Source organism: Haloimpatiens lingqiaonensis (assembly GCF_901447495.1).
GTDB classification, from domain to species: Bacteria; Bacillota; Clostridia; order Clostridiales; family Clostridiaceae; genus Haloimpatiens; species Haloimpatiens lingqiaonensis.
In genome coordinates this window covers 1-20241 of sequence record NZ_CABDWS010000043.1, presented here as the reverse complement: position 1 = coordinate 20241, position 20241 = coordinate 1, and the positions used below count along the sequence as shown (strand labels likewise).

14 protein-coding genes, 1 pseudogene and 1 other annotated feature are annotated in these 20241 nt (G+C 32.1%); of the genes and pseudogenes, 5 read left to right on the top strand and 10 right to left on the bottom strand.

What is annotated here, in order from left to right; all coding sequences use genetic code 11:
• The 9 genes from FGK85_RS09630 to FGK85_RS09590 all read right to left on the bottom strand — a co-directional run bounded on the left by FGK85_RS09630 (nucleotide 1) and on the right by FGK85_RS09590 (nucleotide 11921).
• Nucleotides 1-939, bottom strand: a complete 939-nt coding sequence (locus FGK85_RS09630) for a nucleoside hydrolase (RefSeq protein WP_138206047.1) — start codon at nucleotides 937-939, stop codon at nucleotides 1-3.
• Nucleotides 940-1386: 447 nt separating this feature from the next.
• Nucleotides 1387-1584 carry a cold-shock protein gene (locus FGK85_RS09625; RefSeq protein WP_138206044.1) on the bottom strand — a complete coding sequence of 66 codons (198 nt, stop codon included), beginning with the start codon at nucleotides 1582-1584 and terminating at the stop codon, nucleotides 1387-1389.
• Between the two features lie 726 nt (nucleotides 1585-2310).
• Nucleotides 2311-2976, bottom strand: a complete 666-nt coding sequence (trhA, locus tag FGK85_RS09620; protein ID WP_138206041.1) for a PAQR family membrane homeostasis protein TrhA — start codon at nucleotides 2974-2976, stop codon at nucleotides 2311-2313.
• Nucleotides 2977-3420: 444 nt separating this feature from the next.
• Nucleotides 3421-5184 (bottom strand): arginine--tRNA ligase, encoded by a 1764-nt coding sequence (argS, locus tag FGK85_RS09615; protein ID WP_138206037.1) that lies wholly within the window; start codon nucleotides 5182-5184, stop codon nucleotides 3421-3423.
• Between the two features lie 268 nt (nucleotides 5185-5452).
• Nucleotides 5453-5684: a binding site (T-box leader), on the bottom strand.
• 182 nt (nucleotides 5685-5866) lie between these two features.
• Nucleotides 5867-7765, bottom strand: a complete 1899-nt coding sequence (locus FGK85_RS09610; RefSeq protein WP_138206034.1) for an FtsX-like permease family protein — start codon at nucleotides 7763-7765, stop codon at nucleotides 5867-5869.
• Complete coding sequence (locus FGK85_RS09605) at nucleotides 7752-8522, bottom strand: ABC transporter ATP-binding protein (protein WP_138206032.1); 771 nt, start codon at nucleotides 8520-8522, stop codon at nucleotides 7752-7754. Before FGK85_RS09605 ends, FGK85_RS09610 begins: the two co-directional genes overlap by 14 nt.
• 620 nt (nucleotides 8523-9142) lie before the next feature.
• Nucleotides 9143-9973, bottom strand: coding sequence for a sensor histidine kinase (locus tag FGK85_RS09600; protein WP_243122853.1), 831 nt, complete (start codon nucleotides 9971-9973; stop codon nucleotides 9143-9145).
• 179 nt (nucleotides 9974-10152) lie between these two features.
• Nucleotides 10153-10827: a response regulator transcription factor gene (locus tag FGK85_RS09595; protein WP_138206025.1), complete on the bottom strand. Its 675-nt coding sequence runs from the start codon at nucleotides 10825-10827 to the stop codon at nucleotides 10153-10155.
• A 308-nt stretch (nucleotides 10828-11135) separates the two neighbouring features.
• Nucleotides 11136-11921: an HAD family hydrolase gene (locus FGK85_RS09590; RefSeq protein WP_138206022.1), complete on the bottom strand. Its 786-nt coding sequence runs from the start codon at nucleotides 11919-11921 to the stop codon at nucleotides 11136-11138.
• A gap of 173 nt (nucleotides 11922-12094) precedes the next feature.
• Between FGK85_RS09590 and FGK85_RS09585 the strand changes: the two are divergent.
• Nucleotides 12095-12433 (top strand): annotated as a pseudogene (locus FGK85_RS09585) (MATE family efflux transporter); the annotation flags it as partial.
• 158 nt (nucleotides 12434-12591) lie between these two features.
• Here FGK85_RS09585 and FGK85_RS09580 read toward each other — a convergent pair.
• Complete coding sequence (locus FGK85_RS09580) at nucleotides 12592-14259, bottom strand: AAA family ATPase (RefSeq protein ID WP_138206019.1); 1668 nt, start codon at nucleotides 14257-14259, stop codon at nucleotides 12592-12594.
• A 908-nt stretch (nucleotides 14260-15167) separates the two neighbouring features.
• On the opposite strand from FGK85_RS09580, the gene FGK85_RS09575 reads away from it, so the two are divergent.
• The 4 genes from FGK85_RS09575 (at nucleotide 15168) to FGK85_RS09560 (ending at nucleotide 19964) form a co-directional block, all read left to right on the top strand.
• Complete coding sequence (locus FGK85_RS09575) at nucleotides 15168-16424, top strand: DnaD domain-containing protein (RefSeq protein ID WP_138206017.1); 1257 nt, start codon at nucleotides 15168-15170, stop codon at nucleotides 16422-16424.
• A gap of 11 nt (nucleotides 16425-16435) precedes the next feature.
• Nucleotides 16436-17719 (top strand): replicative DNA helicase, encoded by a 1284-nt coding sequence (gene dnaB, locus FGK85_RS09570; protein ID WP_138206015.1) that lies wholly within the window; start codon nucleotides 16436-16438, stop codon nucleotides 17717-17719.
• A gap of 240 nt (nucleotides 17720-17959) precedes the next feature.
• Nucleotides 17960-18532, top strand: a complete 573-nt coding sequence (locus FGK85_RS09565) for a sigma-70 family RNA polymerase sigma factor (RefSeq protein WP_138206013.1) — start codon at nucleotides 17960-17962, stop codon at nucleotides 18530-18532.
• Nucleotides 18522-19964 (top strand): DUF4179 domain-containing protein, encoded by a 1443-nt coding sequence (locus FGK85_RS09560; protein WP_138206011.1) that lies wholly within the window; start codon nucleotides 18522-18524, stop codon nucleotides 19962-19964. The genes FGK85_RS09565 and FGK85_RS09560 overlap by 11 nt, the downstream gene beginning before the upstream one ends.
• Nucleotides 19965-20241 lie beyond the last annotated feature (277 nt).

Below are 20241 nucleotides of genomic sequence, written 5' to 3'. Positions count from 1 at the left end.
TTACTTAAACTCGGGAAAAACCTTGTTAAAGAACATATCAAAAAATTTATCGGCATGGACTCTAGTTAAAACATGACAATTAGGATTTCTTTTATAAAAATTCTTTTCGTCCACAATGGTTTGCCCCATGGCTATACCCTCAGTAGCAACTTGCACATAAGAATGCAAGCCATCAGCCAATGTGTTGTCTACAAAATATGCCAAGGCCAAGGCATCATGAACTAAGCATCCAATAATCTTTTCATGCTCCCAGTAAAAATCCAAATAAAATCTTGAAGCATCATATAAAAACTTTGAAACTGGAGTGTTAAAATGTCTGAAAAGCTCCATATGTTCAGGCTTTAACACCACTTTAGAAGTAACATCCAGTCCCACCATGGTAAAAGGTGCTTTGATATTTTCCAAAACATATTGTACTGCATGCGGATCCACCCAGTAATTAAACTCTCCCACAGGTGAACAATTTCCAGGCACTCTAAATGCTCCGCCCATGGATACGATTTCCTTCACCTTGTTGAAAGTTTCCATGTCCTTTTCCATAGCAATAGCCAAATTAGTTAATGGCGCTAAAGCAACTATGCTCACGTCTTCATTATTTCTTAGGGTTTCCAATATAAAATCAGCTGAATTATTATGAATTAAAGCTTCATCTGCTTCCTCTAAAAATGCATTGCCCAAGCCGTCCTTACCATGCACTTCCTTAGCAGTGACAAGCTTTCTCTTTAAAGGTCCCTCTGCTCCCATATAAACTGGAATATCTAATCTACCCATGAGCTTCAATATCTTCAAAGCATTTTTAGCAGCGGCAATGGCCTGGATATTTCCTCCAAGAGTTGTAATTCCAAGGATATCAAGTTCCTCACATTTCAGTGCCAAAACAAGTGCAAATCCATCATCTATGCCTGGATCGCAATCAATTATAACTTTCTTTTTTATCATTAGTCTCTGCCTCGTTTCCTATGTTTTTTTGTTAATGTATTCCTAATTATATCATTTACAACATTGATAATGAACAAATTTTTTTCTACTTCCTGCACATAATCCATAGTTACTCGTTTCGATGGTAATTAACAATGTATTAATTATTTATTTAACTATTTAATCGAAGAAATTGCATAATTCCTTTTAAAATAAAATCCTATGAATATATGGTATAGAATCAATTATCGGAATACGATATATTGTGGCTATACTTTTAATTTATTAATTATGCAAATATCTCAATCACTTAATCATTTAATCATTTAATCATTCAATCATTTAATCATTTAATTATTTAACCATTTAATTATTTAACCATTTAATGATTTAATAATTTATTACAATATAAAAAACCCTCTAAATAGTCATCCTATTTAGAGGGTAAAATATTTCACTAATTAAAAATTATAGTATAGTAATATTTTCTGCTTGTGGTCCTTTTTGTCCTTGAGCTACGTCATAAGAAACCTTTTGACCTTCTTCAAGAGTTTTGAAACCATCTGTATTTATTTGAGAAAAATGTGCAAAAACGTCTTTTCCATCTTCTCCTGTAATAAATCCAAATCCTTTTTCTGAATTAAACCATTTAACTGTACCTGTCATTTAACCTGTACCTCCGAAATTTTATTTTCCTTAAACTTCTTGTAATAATGCACTAATAAAATTTCGATTAATAAAGTACTTAATCATAATACTAATTGAAATATATCTGTGTTATATTACTCACTATTCATTTAAGCAATGAATTCATTATACCACACCTTATTATACAAAGCAACATATTTTAAAAATTATTTTAAATTTTTTACTTATTTTAAAAATTATTTTATTTAAGATATTAATAATTCAGCAAACTCCAATAACTCCTAGGATATCTACCTTCCTTAACCTACACTAAACTATAAGCTTCTTGTTTAAAATATTTTGCTCCTTTTACATAAAGCTCATACTATTTTGTTCCGTTGCCAAAACCTTATAAAACTCTATAAAGTATGTTTAATTCCTTATTCAACGTGTCCGATTTTGCTATAAAGCTACTTTCGTTTGTTATAACACTCCAAAGGCGTAAATTCGGATACAACGCGCCCTACATATACAAGTTTTCTTTTAAGTGAAATATCTTGTATTTACTAATTTTGCTTGGTTTTCGCTGTTTGTTCACACTAACACCCTCAAGATTCTACTCTATGATTACATCACTTTCGCAATGTATGGGATTCACAATAGCTAAATATATTATACCACAAATTTAGTAGTTGTATCCTTGTTAAAAATTAGTATACTTTTATAAAGTTTATTAAGTATTCTGCAACAGTTCATCCCCTCATCCTATTTAAAAGGTAAAAGAAACAACACTGAAAAAAAGTGGCACATACTTCCTGCAAGCACAAAAACATGCCAAATAGGATGAGCATAACGCAAATTGTCCTTAGAATAAAAAAACGCGCCTACGGTATAGGTAACTCCCCCAGCTACAAGCATAATCAAGCTTATGGTTGATATAGAAAAATAAAGCTTCTTTAGTGAAATAACTATGAACCACCCCATAATTATATAAATTATTGTTGAAATTTTACCTAGCTTTCCATCCTCAAGCTCCTCATGTTTTCCTAAAATAATTGCCTTAAAAATTATTCCCAAAACTGCAAGTCCCCATTGGATTCCAAATATAGTCCATCCCAAAGGGCCCCTTAAAACAGTCAAAGTGTATGGAGTATATGTGCCTGCAATTAATACAAATATAGAGGAATGATCAAATACTCTCAGCACTTTCTTCGCTTTTTTAGACTGTATACTATGATACAAAGTTGAAAATAAATACAAAAGCACAAGGCTAGAACCAAATATTGTAAAAGACACCACATACCAAGCATCCCCATATATAGACGAAAAAACAATGAGAATTACAAGGGCCGCAATAGCTATAAGTGTACCCACTCCATGTATTACTGCATTTGCAATCTCCTCACCCTTAGTATAATATTTATTAACCATATTACTCCTCCATGAATGAAAGCACCCCAAGGGTGCATTTTTTAAAATTTTAATTTTTCACAAATAAACAGAGCTCTTAGCTTCAGATGGAGTTTTTACTCCAACTGAAGCTAAGAGATCGTTATCCAGGGACGTAGCTGCCGTTATCTCCCACTTTGTTAGAAGTGGCAGTGTTACGGCAGGTAGTCATCGGATAAAATATATCTTCTTTAATTTATTACCTATTTATCTGTCATCCATAACTTATTTATATATCTAATATTATTATACACCACCGCTCCTAATAGTGTAAAATTTATATGCCTATTATATAAATTTTCCATTCGCATGGAATTACCATTCTAGGCAGCCAAATAAAGGCTGCCTATTACCATGAGGAAATTGAGCAATTAAAGTTGTTTTAAAAATTGAAAATTTAATAATTGAGGATATCACTGGGTGCCACTACATTTTTTCTGGAGCCTCCATTCCAAGAAGATCAAGTCCTGTCTCCAAAACATCCTTAGTAAGTAATAAAAGCTTTATCCAGGACATCTTTTTATCTATATTTTCTTCTGAAATAATTTTATTATCATTGTAAAACTTATTAAACAAATTAGCTGTTTCATAAATATATTCACAAATTCTATTTGGTGCTTCATATGCAAAGGCCTGCTCCACTGTTTCATTGAAGGATGAAAGCTTTAACATTAAATCTCTTTCTACTCCACTATATGGCTTAGTGAATTTAGCTCCATGTTTACATATTTCATCAGCACTTTTATTTAAAATAGACTTAATTCTCACTACTGTATATAGTATATATGGACCTGTATTTCCTTCAAAGGATGAAAATCTATCTAGATCAAATACATAATCCTTTGTAATTTGATTTGACAAGTCCCCATATTTCAAGGCAGCTAACCCAACCTTCCTTGAAATTTCCTCCATTTCAGTTTCATCAATGGACTTGGTCTCTTTTAATTTTCCCTTTACATTACCTTTTATCATTTTTATTAAATCCTGAAGCCTCATTACTCCGCCCTCTCTTGTCTTAAAAGGTTTTCCATCTTTACCGTTCATCGTACCAAAACCTATAAAGTCAAGTTTTAACTTTTCACTTGCAATTTTTGTTTTTTCTGCGCATCTAAAAACCTGCTCAAAATGCAAGCTCTGTCTTTTATCAACAACATAAATTATTTGGTCCGGATCATATTCCTTAATTCTCTCCCATATAGTAGCCAAGTCGGTAGTACTATAAAGGGTGGCTCCATCAGATTTAAGGAGTATAAATGGAGGTATTGTATAAGTGTCACCTTCCTTAGCAACATCAATGACTAAGGCTCCTTGGCTCTCATAAGGATATTTATTTTTTTTAAGGTAATTTATCATTTCTCCAATATATTTTTGACTGTCACTTTCTCCCTTCCACAGGTCAAACTCAACATTTAGCTCGCCATAATTCTTTTTAAGGTCTGCAACAGAAACATTGAGAATATGTTTCCAAAGAGCAACATAACCAGCTCTTCCATTTTGCAGTTCATAGGTTGCCTTTCTAGCTTGTTCCATAGCATTTTCATCACTTTTAGCTAACTTACTTGCTGCAGGATATATTTCCTCCAGTTCATCTATAGTAAAAGGACCCTCCTTTGGATAATCTCCTTTAAAGCCTTCATCAAAATATGGCAAATCAGGCTTACGTCTTTGAACCTCAGAAATTACCATGCCTATCTGCAATCCCCAGTCCCCTAGATGCACATCTCCTATGACCTTATGCCCTAAGAACCTAGAAATTCTCTTTATGCTCTCACCAATTATTGCTGCACGAAGATGCCCTACATGAAGAGGTTTCGCAACATTCGCTCCGCCATAATCAACAATTATAGTTAAGGGTTCTGCCGCCTCCGTACAGCCGAGTTTTTTATCATTATGCATATCATTTAAATACTCAATTATAAAACTGTCCTTTAGAACAATATTTATAAAACCAGGCATAATAGCAGTAACCACTTCAAAGGCCTCAATATTATTTAATTCCTCTACAATTTCATTTGCAATTTTAATAGGCGGTTTTCTATATTTTTTTGCCGCCGCTAAAGCTCCATTGCATTGAAATTGACATAGATCAGGGCGGTTTGATACATTAACCCTGCCATATTCTCTATCATATCCGCATTTTTCGAATTTTTCTTGAACCAGATTATTTAATTTCTTGATTAAATATTCCATATTCTCACCTTCCAATAATTTTTAATACTTTTTTTAATCTTTAAACATACATCCAAACACACAAAGTTTTTAATACTTTTGTTTTTTAATGTTTAAACACACAAAGATTTTTTAATACTTTTTTCATAGCTACTTTTTACTATTTAGTTGTAAATAACTCTTTAGCTTTCTAAAATTTTAAAGCATATGATTATACTACAAAAGGTATTACATCACTTGAATTATGAAATTTATCTAAATTACTCCAATAAAAAAACCCATCTCTTTACTTAGAGACGGGTGTAATTCCGCGGTACCACTCAAATTGACTAAACATAGTCCACTCAAAACTTTAACGCAGCTTGCGGCTTGCCCTCACAAATTCACCTATACTAAAGGCATGCTCTGCTCAGGCAGCTCCTCCAAGGTTCTCTTCACCATAATCTTTCTTGCAGGACTTCCACTCTGTTCCTGCTCGCTGTAAGAATCCTCATGGCTACTTTCCTCTTCTTAGGATTTTTGACTATTCATTTGTTACCATATTATAGCCTAATACACCATAATTGTAAATATATTTTGAATATTCCTTCAAGGTAAATGCATTTTATAAACATAAACAAACAATGGGGACGGTTAACAACTTTTTCCCTTCTAAAGCTAAAAGTTGTTAACCGTCCCCATGTTTTTCTCCAATTTCCCCTTATTATTCCACAGTCTTTACGTAGGAATTCAAGGTAGCAAAGTAGTACAAGCAATAGATTGCAGCATATACAAGGGCTATTACTGCGTAACTCTTCATAAGGTCAAGTAAAAGCATCTTCTCAAGAGCATAGGTTGCAGGATATGTGCTTATAATTGCAACCACAAGTGGCGCTCCAAATAGCACTAATAATTCTTTTGATATTGCTTTCTTTATTTCTTTTTTACTTACTCCTATATTTCTAAGAGTCTTATATTTACTCTTATCTTCTCTAGCTTCCATGGTCATTTTGAAATATATTATGCTTCCTGTAGCCATGATGAATAATATTCCTATAAATAGTCCTATGAAAGCCATCATTCCTAAAAGCTTTAATCCATCGCTATAATGATCGTAAAATGTACGCAGTCCACTATCTTTAGACATGTTTTTAGCTAAATCAGCTACAAATTTCCCAGAAGAAAAATCATCTTCAAAAGTATATCCTGTCATATTAATAATGCTTCTTTTATTAACACTACTTTTCATTTCATTATATACATTATCTGTAACTACCACAGTCTTATTAAAGTGGTCCAACGATATAAATGGCTTTCCATCTGAGCCTACCACAGTCATTTTATAGTCCTTTTTTCCAACTTTCAAACTAATTTTTTCATTTGTAGATACTTCATTTTCAACGAAATTATTAATTTGAATAAAATAGCAATCACTATCAGATTTAAGGTTAGCTTTACGTTCAATGCCTTGATGCTCACTTAATTTATCAAATTCACTTTCATTTATTACATAAAAACCTCGTGCTATTTCTGAACTTTTATCAATCTCTACAATGTTAAGAAACTCAATACTATCTTTATGCTTAACTGATATTTCATTATGGTTTTTTAATATGCCATCAAAAGTACTCTGAGCCTTGTCCACATTAAAATATTCTACTGATAGAGGTCTCATGTATCTTGAATTCTGTTCACATTTTGTATAACTTCCTACACAAGTAACAAGGGCGCAAAGAGCCACTGTTGTAGTTATTGCTATTGTGCTAAGTGTACCTGCATTACCTCTATATCTATAATATAATTGAGACACTGATATAAGTTTTGTACCTTTGAAAAGCTTCCTCTCATTTTTCTTATTCATATGAATTATTAAAGATGTTGTAGATGTAAAAAATAATATTATTCCTACTACAACTAAAATCACTACTACAGGTGACTTTGTAATATCTGTAGGCAATTTTTTAATAGCTATATAATATCCTGAACCCATGCAAATCATAGCTAATATACTAAGTATAATAGTAACAAAAGATACCTTAAGCCCCTTTTCCACCTTCTTTGATGCATTAAAAAGGTCTATAAGGTTGCTTTTTCTTACCACAAATGCACCATGCAATGTTATTACCGCAAAAATTCCTAAAAATATTAAAACAGAAATTTTTAATGCCCTTAAATTCCACTGAAATGGCACATCTGCTGAAACCTTAATTATAAAAAATAGAAGCATAATAAAAAACTTCGTGAATACCAATCCTAGTACAACCCCTGTTATTAGGGATGCTAGCATTATCAATATATTTTCTAAAAAATTCAATCTAGATACTTGCTTTTTGGACATACCTAACAGCATATATGTAGCAAATTCCTTTTTTCTTGATTTAATAAAAAATGAGTTAGAATACCATATGAAAAAGGCTGAAAATAGTGCAATCATAGTGGCTCCCACATTAAAAAGTGTTATAAAATTTTTTACTCCACCTAAATTATCCTGTATATTTTTACTATACAAAATGGACATAAAAAGATAAACAATAAAAACACTGAAGGATGAACTTAAAAAGTACGCCCAATAATTTTTAAAATTGCTCCTAATATTCCTAATGGCCATACTAAATATTTTCATCAATGTCACCTCCAATTACAGACAACACCTTCAATAATTTCTGATAAAAGTCCTTTCTGGACATATCTCCCTTATATATTTCATTAAATAATTTCCCATCTTTTATAAATATAACTCTCTTACAATAGGATGCAGCAAATGTATCATGTGTTACCATAAGTATTGTGGCTTTGTTTTTTTCATTAAGATATTGCATAGCACTTAAAAGTTCCTTGGAGGATTTTGAATCCAAAGCACCAGTTGGCTCGTCTCCTAATATAAGTGATGGATTAGATATAATGGCTCTTGCCGCAGCAGCACGCTGTTTCTGTCCACCAGATACTTCATAGGGATGTTTATTTAAAACTTCACTTATCCCTAACTTAGACGTAATTTCTTTCAATCTCTTTTGTATTTCATCATAAGATGTGTTTGCTAAAGCAAGAGGTAGTACAATATTCTCCTTAAGTGTCATATTGTCCAGCAAGTTAAAATCCTGAAATATAAATCCAAGCTTATCCCTTCTAAATGCTGACAAATGAGGTTCCTTAAGCTGCGATATATCTCGTCCATCTATCTCCACTTTACCTGATGTAGGTTTATCAATGGTAGAAATAACATTTAAGAAAGTTGTTTTTCCTGAACCTGATGGTCCCATTATGCCTACAAACTCACCTTCATTAACCTTTAAATCTATATTATCTAAGGCAGTATATTTTACCCCTCCAAATCTTGAACCATAGACTTTTTTTAAATTTTGTATGTTTAATACTTCCATTTTACAACCATCCTTTCTATACTATTTATTTTACTTTCTGAGACCTAAAACTTATTAACCGTCCCCTACCTACTACTGCCTATACAAACTTCCTCTCTATACTATTTATTTTCCCTTTCCAAGCTCTAAAACTTATTAACCATCCCCTACTTTTTCTCTATTTTATCCTCTACTTTTCCCTAACTTGTCAACTTGTCCCCAACTATACGCCTAAACTTATTAACTTATCCACAACTATATACTTACTAGTTAATTACACACTAGACAACTAACTAGCCAACTAATTTCTTTATCCTTATCCCATTCTACTTAAACTCGATTTACTAGCCAACTAGCACACTAGCACACTAGACAACTAATTTCATTATGGCTCCTTCATCTACAACTATATTATATAAAAAAGCAAAATGCTCAGCCATTTTTTGACCTTACATTTTGCTCTTTAAACTTACATTTTTGTAATATTGATGTTTTTTAGGGTATAAATCGGGGACGGTTAACAACTTTTAGACTTTAATTTTAGCTAAAAGTTGTTAACCGTCCCCATCTTTGCTTATGCTTATGCTTATCACATATTAGCATACGATTTATACTTTCATACTACTCTTCTTTCCAAAGTGCTAATTTTCCCACTTGGGAAAATGCACATACGCACAAGTACCCTTTCCATACTGGGATTCTACAGTTATATAGTGATTTAATTTTTTAGCCAATTTTTGAGAAAGGTATAATCCCATACCTGTGGATTTTGAGTTAAAATTTCTTCCGTTGCTTCCTGTAAAGGCTTTTGTAAATAACCTTTCTATATCTTCCTTCTTAATTCCCCTTCCATTGTCCTCTACAATCAAAATCTTTTCTCGTTCATTTTCCACTGTACTGACCTTAACCATTGGCTTTGGGTTTTCATTGGTGTATTTAAGTGCATTAGAAATCAGCTGATCCACTATAAAAAGAATCCACTTTCTATCCGTATCCACCCACATATTAGAATCTACATTATTAACAAAACTTATATGTTTTCTTATGAAAATTATAGAGTGCTTTTTTACACTTTCCTTCACAACACTATCTAAAACCACTTCCGATATAATATAATCTTTAGAAAAGTTATCGCTTCGTGAATAGTAAAGAACCTTTTCAACATAATCATCTATTTTATCAATTTCTTCCTGAAGAGATAATAAACTTTCTCCATTATTATCCACGTTATCCGTCAGAAGCTTTAAAGTAGTTATAGGAGTTTTAATCTCATGCACCCAGGCGGTCATAAATTCATTATCCTCTACAACTTGATTTTCCATATCCCTTAAGGATACAACATAATATTTATATAAATCCTCTAAAATCTCCGCATAAACTTCATCCTTATACTCAGTAGGCCTAGGGAACATCGGCACTTTTTCCTTATTACTTTTAAACTTAAGAAGCTTCTTTATATATCTGTATTTCACGCTATAATCCCACACAAAATATATAATCAGCATAAAAAGTGACACAAAAATTATATACAGCATATTGGACTTTAACATTCTGTTGCTTCTATCAAGGTAAGTAGTCATAAATATAAATGTCATAAAAAAAATATAAAAAATCAACAATCTAAAGTTTTCTTTTAAATATTTTACAAAATTCATTTCACCATATACCCCTGATTCTTTACTGTCTTTATAAATTCCTCAATACCAACTTCACTAAGCTTTCTTCTAAGCCTATTTATATTAACAGTTAATGTATTATCGTCAATAAAGCTCTCATGCTCCCAAAGCTCCTGCATAAGTTTTTCTCTGCTAACTATGCTCTCATGATTTTTCATAAGCACATAAAGTATTTTAAACTCATTCTTTGTGAGTTCCAGCTTTTCCTCCTTGTAATATACCATATTATCTTTTAGTGAAAGCACTACCTCCTTATAATTTAGAGTATTCGTAGTTGCTTCTGTATAGGAGTATGCCCGCCTTAAAAGTGCATTTATCTTAGCCATAAGCACTTCCATTGAAAAAGGTTTTGTAAGGTAATCGTCTCCCCCCATATTTACAGCCATAACAATGTCCATATTTGTACTCCTGGATGATAAAAATAACACTGGTACCTTTGATATCTCTCTTATTTTACTGCACCAATGGAATCCATCATACTCTGGAAGGTTTATATCCATAATTACCAGTTGAGGCTTGATTTTGGAAAACTCCTGAAATATATCTCCAAAATCTTCAGCACAATGCACCTGAAACCCCCATTTTTCAATAGATGCCTTTAATATATCTCTTATTTTAGCCTCGTCTTCCACTATCATTATTTTGTACATACTAAAACCTCCATTTTTCCTGTGCTTCATCTGTTTTACCTATTTATTCTACCATACTTATTTATATTACATTCCGCTTTTACTATATTTTCACTATACTGCTAATTTTATTATACTGTTACAGTGCTAGATAAACAAATAAATTGGGGACGGTTAACAACTTTTAGCCTTTAATTTTAACTAAAAGTTGTTAACTGTCCCCATCTTCTACCTCTTCTAAAGATTGTAGCTCTCTACCTTTTGCCTTTTTAACGCTAAAAACTTGTTAACCGTCCCCTTGGTTTGATTTGATTGGTTGGTGCTTCCTCCTAAGCATATTCTTTTAAAACATTGTATACTCCGTCTTCATTATTGGTCTTTGCCACAAAGTTGGCGCCTTTTTTCACATCTTCCGGAGCATTACCCATGGCGTAACTGTAGTGGGCAGCGGCAAACATAGATAAATCGTTGTAATAATCTCCGAAAACCATTGTGTTCTTAGAATCTATGTTAAACTTTTCTTGAATAATTTTTATAGCACTTCCCTTGCTTGTCCCTTTGTTCATTATGTCTATCCACTTACTTCCGGATACAACAAATTCAAGATCATCATTTAGGTTTTTCTCTAAATAACTTATCATCTCTTCACTTACTCCATTAGGCATATGATAGGTTACCTTGTATACCGGTTCCCTTAGTTGACTAAAAGAATTTAACACCACTACCGGCACATGAACCGCCCCAAAAACGTCCATCATATACGGTGATGGATTTACTATATGAGCGGCATTTTCTGTGCCCAAAATCACAATTTCACCTAAATTAGGTTTTAATTCTACTATCCTATTAACATTTTCTTGTGAAATGCTTTTGGAGTAAATAACTTCACCATCATTGTTATATCTTATAAATGCCCCGTTATGAGTTATAAATATCATATCACTTTTAACCTTTTGGAAGTTAACCTTAAGCTGAGGATAAAACCTTCCACTAGCTGCTGCAAATATTATATTTTTCTTATTAAGCTTAGCAATTATATCAAATACCTGCTCATTTATTTTTCCATTGTCTTTTATCAATGTGCCATCCATATCTGTTGCTATAAATTTTATCATAAGTACAATCACCCTTTTTATCTATTCTTTTTATCTATTCTTTTTATACATTCCTTAATTTAAATTTTACCATAGTAAAAAAAATAGTTGAACCACTAAAATTCACAATTTTTTAAATTTAATAACATGAAATAAGTGATATAATACTTATTTATAGGCCTGTAAATATATTAAAGATTTTCAATCTAGGAAGTAACCCTCAATTGATAGAATTTACCTCCTGGAGTATGAAAATTTTCTTTGGCGGAATCATTTTATTCGGAGCACAAATTGCATGTCAGCAGACATTTCTTGCTCTGGGACAGGCAAAAATATCACTTTTGTTAGCATTACTTAGAAAAATAATACTCCTTATACCGTTCATCTTTATATTCCCTATATTTTTTGAAAATAAACTTAAGGGCGTATTGATGGCTGAACCAGTGGCAGATATATTAGCTGCTCTCTCAACTATAGTTTGTTTTACAATTTTTTATAAGAGAACTTTAAATAATAATGAGTTAAACATATGAGTAGTAAATTACCACTGATACAAGCAACGGTAGCTTCGTGAGGGATTTGATGTTTAGGTTTCCACCCTAAAGATTAAGGGGACGGTTAACAATTTTTAGCTAAATCTAAAGCTAAAAGTTGTTAACCGTCCCCATATCTATCCATCTTTGTTGTTAACTTATGCTTTGTTCCTTGATATACTAAACTCTTTCCCAATAAAACTAATTCCATATTTATATATTTTATCTATTCCTAAATCATAAATATCTGTTTCATATTGCTTTTCTTCTATTTGCAATAATGCTTCCTTAGCTTTTTCATCCAACTCTTCTTTACTATTTGCTTTTTTGAATTCCATAATTACTGCTGGTTTATCTTTTTCCCTAGGTACCATACTTAAATCAAATCTACCGTACCCACTTTCTCTATTAGATTTTATAATATAGCTATCTATAAGAAGTGTAGTAATTCCTAGCATAAATCCATGATAAAAACTTTCTGGGCTATCATGAAAACTTGTTGTTTTCAATAAAAGGCTGGTAAATATTTTTTCAAAAGTATCAACATCACCTAAAACTAGAGATTTTACCATCTTAATTTGTTCCATAGGATTTATTCCATTTGATATTTGTGTCATTATTTCTTGCCTATAAACAGTTCTGATTTCTTTATTAGGAATAGATAATCTAGCTACTGTAAACCCAAATTCATTTTGACGAACTTCATTTACCTTCAAATAACCTGCAAGAAGTAAAAAACTAAACAAATAATTATCCTCTTTATAAATATCTTTATAAATTATATTTGTATCTATTAATTCTTCAATCACAGAACCTTCCATTAACCTTATAAGATTTTCCTGTATCCTTGTATTCGAATTTTTAATTACATCATGTATTACATCATTGCTACTAGTATGAAGCCAATAAGCTTGAGGATTACTACTTTTATTGTCAATATAATTTATTATGGACCAAGGATTATATATCTGTGTTTCCCCAAAAACATAGCCATTATACCATTCTTTTACTACTTCAAATTCTTTTTCTCTTTGGTAATCTCTTAGCATTTTTACTATTTCATCTTCCGTAAATCCAAAGTATTCACTATATTGATTATCCAATAAAGTACGCACCTTAAGATTATTCATTCCACTAAATATACTCTCTTTACCAATCCTGAGTATACCTGTCATAATTGAAAAACTAATGTGATTATTATCCTTTACAGCTCCACTTAGCCAATTACGTATAAATTCTATTATTTTATCATAAAAACCATTTACGTAACCACTTTGAATTGGTACATCATATTCATCTAAAAGCAAAATCGGTGCAACGCCATAGTGCTTATCTAAATACTCTGTTAAGTATTTCAAAGAATTTTCATATTCACTTTCTTTAGCTATTCCCCTTCTTATTTTACTGAATATTTCCTTTTCAATTTCTGTTAGTCGATCACTTTCTGCTAAAAAAGCAAATCTGTCATATTCCTCTTCTATACATGCTTTAATTTTGCTATAAGTCATCTCCCATGTGCTATTTTTTATATCTTTTAAAGTAATAAATATAACTGGATATTTCCCTTGGTTTTTTATATACATTTCTCCTTGACTAAATATCTTTAAATCCTTAAACAAATAAGAATTATCCTTTTTTGTGTTTTCAAAGTAATACTTTAACATACTCATATTTATAGTTTTTCCAAAACGTCTTGGTCGCGTTAGTAATATTACTTTTGAACCATCATCTAATATTTCCTTAATAAGCAATGTTTTATCTACATAATAATAATTCTTTTCAATTATTTCTTTAAAATTACTTATTCCAATAGGCATCTTTTTCATGTATAATCACTTCCCATTTTTGATTAGGTATTTAATCTCTATAACCCTGTCTTCTTTAAATGGATATTCCATAAACTATATGATTTTATGAATTCTATGTTTCTGTGAACTACACCCCACTTATAGAGGATGGAATAATTCCGCACAACTAGGTCAAAAATCCTCTATATATTAATTATATTACCATACATGCTGCTAATTAAACATAGTAAATTAATAGTAGTAGAGTTACCCTTCTAATTCCTATCTCCTACCAATTTCATCCCCTCTATACCCCCTTCCTAGCCCCTTCAATCCTATTATTAAAATAATAATAATAATAAAAAGAAGAAATAAGATTAATACAAATAATAAAAAATATAATTAATAAAAAATATAATTAATAAAAAATAATCATCAGCATAATAAAAAATAATAGTTCCCTCCATAAATACTTTTTTGCTGCTGCTAAAAACTTTTCAAATATTTTTCTCAAAAGGTTTATTAAAACATTCATCAAAAAATTTATTAAAAGCTTATTAAAATATTCATCAAAAGTTTTATTAAAAGCTTATTAAAAAGTGGAATAAAATAACCAAATGCATATTTAGTTATTAAAGAAGTAAATTTATCCCATGACTAACCTTCAGCTGGAGAAAAATCCATCTGAAGCTAAGAGCTCTGTTTATCCGATGACTACCTGCCGTAACACTCCCACTTTTAACAAAGTGCGAGTTAACGCCAGCTACGTCCCTGGATAACGTTCTCTAACCTTCAGCTGGGGCAAAAAATCCATCTGAAGCTAAGAGCTCTGTTTATTTTTGCTATACATAAACAACGGTTTAAGCACTAGTGATGTTGCAAAAGACGGTGCTAAAGCTATAATTGCTTCTTTGTGATTAAAGGATGATAAATTTGGAGGGATAATCATGGCAGTATTTAGAATGTTTTATATAAACTTTTGGAGAGATGCTTTTGTAGTAGACCTAACCCCTGAGGAAAGGTATTTTTATATTTACACAATGACCAACCCTAATACCAATCAATGCGGCATCTATCAAATATCCAAGAAAACCATGGGCTTTGAAACTGGCTTTAATGAAGGTGAAGTGGACAATCTTTTAAATAGACTCACTGAGTGTGGGTACATAGAATACTCTGAAAGCTCAAAGGAAATTATGATAACAAACTGGATAAGGGAAAACTTTATAAACAGCCCAAACAATATAAAAAGCTTAAATGGCGAGCTTAAAAAAGTGGTAAGTAAGGACTTTCTACAAAAATTCTATAATATTTGTGCAGATGAGGAGTACCCTTTAGACAAGCTATTTCAAGGTATAAAACTGAATTCTGTAAGCAACACTTCCAAAACCATAGATACTGAAAATAATATTATAGACACTTCTATCACTATAAATTTCACAAGCACTATAAATACTCCAAGTATACCCGATGCTACAAAATCAAGCATTTCAAACACCATAAATAATACAAGCACTGCTTTAAATACCCTAGATACCTCAACCGATGCATCTTTAAACTATTCAGATGCTACTGAACATACTGCCGAAGCCCAAGATCCTCTTATACCTTTAGAGTCTAGCAGCGCCTTTGAGACCTTGGACCCTGCATTTAAAAGCCTTATAAAACTGTTTAGCAGCAACATTCATCCCATAACCCCTTTAGAATATGTAAAACTTTATGATTGGTCAAAGGACATAGATCCTGAAGCCATGGAAATAGCCATACTAGAGGCTGTAAATCACAACGCAAGAAGCATGAGCTATATTAATTGCATACTAAACAACTGGCTTTCTCTAGGAATTAAATCCAAAGCCCAAGTAGAAAATTACCAAAGGGAATGGAATGAAAAGCAAAGCAGAAACAAAGGCTTCAAAGATTACTCTTCTGAAGATTTCACTGGTAATCACAAAGGTTATGGCAATAGTAATTATCAAGGCTATAACGCTAGCAATCACCAAGGTTTTAATGCTAATAATCATCAAGACTACAACCCTGATAATCACCAAAATTATAGCAGCAATAATTACCAGAATTACAGCAGCAACTCTAATGACTGCAATGACGGAAATTACAGGGATTTCAACGGAAATTACTACTGCATTCCAAATGTATCTGCCTATGATTATGTGGAAATTCCTGAATTCGAAAATAAAGATGAATAGGGGGCGAAGAAGTGAATAAATTTTATAATCTTCAAATGGAAAGTGAACTTATAGGCGCTATGATACTAAAAAATGATTATATGCTAAAAATTATAGATATTTTAGAACCCCAGGACTTTTACGACAGCAAGCACAAGTTGATTTTTTCCGCTGCAATTAAGCTTTTTGAGGAAAACAAGGCTATAGAGATAACTTCCCTTTGCGAAAAACTAGGCTCCTCCCTTATTGATGCCGGTGGAATTTCCTATATAAGCAGCATAGTATCCAGCGCTCTGCCAACATTTAATATAAATTATTATGCTGCCACCCTGAAGGAAAAATCCACAAACAGAAAACTAAAGCTTCTTATGAAAAACGGAATAAATCTTATTGAAAAGGAAAATTCCTGCTCAGATAAAATCATGAACTATATGGAAGAAAACTTTTTCAAACTAAAAAATGTAAAAAAGCAAGACGATGGTGACTTAGTACCTGCTCTAGAATCCGTAATCAACAACATGGAACTTAGATATAAAAAAGGCGGCGGCATAAGGGGCATATCCACTGGTTATAAAAACCTTGATTATATGCTAGGCGGCCTTTCCTACAAGGATTTTATTTTACTAGCTGCAAGACCTTCCATGGGGAAAACCTCATTTGCACTAAATATAGCTTTAAATGTAGCTTCAAGAAAAAAAGAAAGAGTGGCTTTTTTCAACTTGGAAATGTCTAAAGAGCACGTGCTTGAAAGAGCCCTTTCCATATGTTCCGCTATTCCCTGTGACAATATAAAATATTCGGACCTATCAGACAAGCAATGGGTGGAAACTATAAATACCGCCAGTGCTTTAAGTTCCTGTCCCCTACACATATATGACAGCATTTTTGTGCTAAAGGATATAAAGAACGAATGTAAAAGGTTAAAGCTACAAAAGGGCCTTGACCTAGTGATCATAGATTATCTGCAGCTAATAGACTCCGGTGAAAGAAGTGAAAACCGCAGCATTGAGGTGGGCAAAATATCTCGCAGCCTAAAGCTTCTTGCCAAGGAGCTAGATGTAGCCGTAATTGCCCTGTCTCAACTATCAAGAGCTCCAGAAGCCAGAGCAAACCACAGACCCATGCTTTCTGACCTAAGAGAATCCGGCAACCTAGAGCAAGATGCGGACTTAGTAATGTTTCTCTACAGAGACTTCTACTACAATAAAGACAGCGAAGAAAAGGATATTATCGAAAACATAATTTCCAAAAGTAGAAACGGAAAAGTTGGGACGGTTAAGCTGAAATGGCATGAGAATTTGCAAAGAATTAGCTAAGCCAGAAATACCTTTGGCGAAGTACCTTTAGTAGTTTTTTACTGATTTACAATATAAATGTTATAATATTAATATATTAAGTTTTTGCATATTAAATTTTGCAATTATAAAAATCAATATACAAATCATAATTTAAATTTCAAATTATAATTTTAAATTTAAAACTTCCCACAAAATTGATAGATTTTCCCCCTACCTCACGTATATATAGTTGAGAAGCTTCTCAAGGAGGTTAACAAAATGCGGATAGATGACTCTAATTTTATAGACCAAATTAAAAAGAAAAACTCCAAGGCATTGGAATTTATAGTAAATACCTATGGAAACTTAGTATACAAGGTTGCCTATAGCGTTCTCTATAGAGGCAATGACATTAGCTGCATTGAAGAGTGTGTCAATGATGTGTTTTTATGCCTATGGAACAATATAGATAGCTTTGACCAAAGTAAGGGCAACTTTAAAAATTGGCTAATAGCAGTCACCAAATACAAAGCTATTGATTATAAACGAAAAATCTGCAGACAGGCAAATCCAGAATGTATAGATGATTATTCATTGGCGGATGATGAAAATACTGAAAAAATAATAATAGAAAAAGAAAATAGAGAGGAATTGCTTGCACTTATAAATTCCATGGACCCTGTAGACAGAGAAATATTTATAAGGAGATATTTCTTGGACGAGGAAATAACAAATATAGCAGATAAACTCTCCATTAGACGTTCTGCAGTAGATAATAGACTTTCAAGAGGACGAAAATCCTTAAAGAAAAAGTTTAGCGCTTTAAAGGGGGAATTATTTAATGAATGCTAATATAGAAGAAAAAGACATATTGAATTTACTAAATGGAATAGAAATGGATGAAAATCAATTTAATTCTATAGATGCGGATATGAGCGAGTTTTCTAAAAAGAAAATTATAAATAACCTAAAAGGTCAGGTAAATAGCAGCAAAAATAAGCGCTTAAAAAAGCTTAAATATGGTGCTGCAGCAGCGGCAGTAGGCTTTTGTTGCCTAATAGGAGTAGGCATAAAAAATCCAACTTTCGCGGATAATGTTCCTGTTTTAAATTCCATTATAGAAATCATAAATAAGAAACTAGGCTACGGAGGAGACTATAGCAAATATTCTCAAATGATAGGCAAAACCGCAACTTTTAATGGTCTTACCATGACCATACATGATGCTATATACGATGACTCTGGTCTTATGATAGGCTATACCTTAAAAGGAGCTGATGTAAAAAAACGTATGGAAAGCGGCAACTATGACTGGCCTTTCCTTGGAAATTATATTAAGATAAATGGAAAAATATCCACTCTAGCTGGAGGTGCTAATGGCGACTTTTTAGACGAAAACACATTGACAACTATAGCTACCTTAGATACAAAAAATAAAAAACTACCTAATAAATTGGATATAAGTATTAATATTAAATCTATTTTAGGAATAGACGGCAATTGGGATTTTAAATTCTCTGTTTCAAAAGACAAAATAGCTAAACATACAAAAATCTTTCATCCAAATAAAAGTATAAAATATGAAAATAGTTCTATAACCATAGATAAAGTAGTTCTAACCCCTATAAACACATCAATTTTTATTAGTGGTCATAGGGATAAACCCTCAGCTGAGGATGGCAATAATGATAACTTTTGGGATCATAATACCTGGTTTGTTTTGGATGATAAAGGAAATGAAGTGAAATTTAAAGGTAGTCATTATAGCAGCACTGATATTTTTAAAGGGTTTAAATACACCTTGGATTTAGATGCACTACAAAGAACTCCTAAGTATTTAACTGTAATTCCTTGCGATTTTACTAGCGAACTATCTGGTTCTGAATCTATGAAGGATATGGCTCAAGATGTAGTTCCTAAAGGCCTTAAGCACAACTCAGCTCCGTTAAAGAGCACCTTGCCTTTAGTTCTCCCTCAGGGCAATTTTGGTAAACTCACTATAACTGAAATACAAACTTCAAGCACCAAAACTACAGTTAAGTACACGGTGGACGGAAAATTCCCTAATTTTCAAGGCCAAAAACTTTTTATAAAGGACTCTAAAAATAAGTTACTTAAGCCACTAAGTCCATACAACAATATTGTAAAGGATAAAAACAATCCAAACACATTTACACTGGATTTTTCTTCTCTTAATCCTGATGAGGAATACACCATATGCACTACCCCTTTGGAAAATTATAAGCTAAGGGAAGATTTAAAATTCAATATAGAGCTTAAATGACTTAGAGATACAGGTTGGGTAAATAAGATCACCAAGGTTACTTTGTTAGTATTGAGGGTTGGGTAACTTTGGTGATTGGTTTTTATTTTGGAATTAGTTATTCCACTAGACATCTTTTTCACGTATAGTCACTTCCTGTTTTAAATTATATACTTAACTTCTGCAAAATAAAAAGTTGAATTGGTACTATTACCAAAAAATAAATATGGCACGCTGACTTTTTCCGTGTAAAATATAAGTTACAACACAAATATTACCCGGAGGTGGTCAGTATGCC

Bases quoted from the DNA above. Each gene is read 5' to 3' on its own strand.
- FGK85_RS09580 (WP_138206019.1), bottom strand. From the start codon at position 14,259: ATGAAAAAGATGCCTATTGGAATAAGTAATTTTAAAGAAATAATTGAA.
- FGK85_RS09610 (WP_138206034.1), bottom strand. From the start codon at position 7,765: ATGAAAATATTTAGTATGGCCATTAGGAATATTAGGAGCAATTTTAAA.
- FGK85_RS09605 (WP_138206032.1), bottom strand. From the start codon at position 8,522: ATGGAAGTATTAAACATACAAAATTTAAAAAAAGTCTATGGTTCAAGA.
- FGK85_RS09565 (WP_138206013.1), top strand. From the start codon at position 17,960: ATGCGGATAGATGACTCTAATTTTATAGACCAAATTAAAAAGAAAAAC.
- FGK85_RS09630 (WP_138206047.1), bottom strand. From the start codon at position 939: ATGATAAAAAAGAAAGTTATAATTGATTGCGATCCAGGCATAGATGAT.
- FGK85_RS09595 (WP_138206025.1), bottom strand. From the start codon at position 10,827: ATGTACAAAATAATGATAGTGGAAGACGAGGCTAAAATAAGAGATATA.
- trhA (WP_138206041.1), bottom strand. From the start codon at position 2,976: ATGGTTAATAAATATTATACTAAGGGTGAGGAGATTGCAAATGCAGTA.
- FGK85_RS09575 (WP_138206017.1), top strand. From the start codon at position 15,168: ATGGCAGTATTTAGAATGTTTTATATAAACTTTTGGAGAGATGCTTTT.
- FGK85_RS09590 (WP_138206022.1), bottom strand. From the start codon at position 11,921: ATGATAAAATTTATAGCAACAGATATGGATGGCACATTGATAAAAGAC.
- FGK85_RS09625 (WP_138206044.1), bottom strand. From the start codon at position 1,584: ATGACAGGTACAGTTAAATGGTTTAATTCAGAAAAAGGATTTGGATTT.
- FGK85_RS09560 (WP_138206011.1), top strand. From the start codon at position 18,522: ATGAATGCTAATATAGAAGAAAAAGACATATTGAATTTACTAAATGGA.
- argS (WP_138206037.1), bottom strand. From the start codon at position 5,184: ATGGAATATTTAATCAAGAAATTAAATAATCTGGTTCAAGAAAAATTC.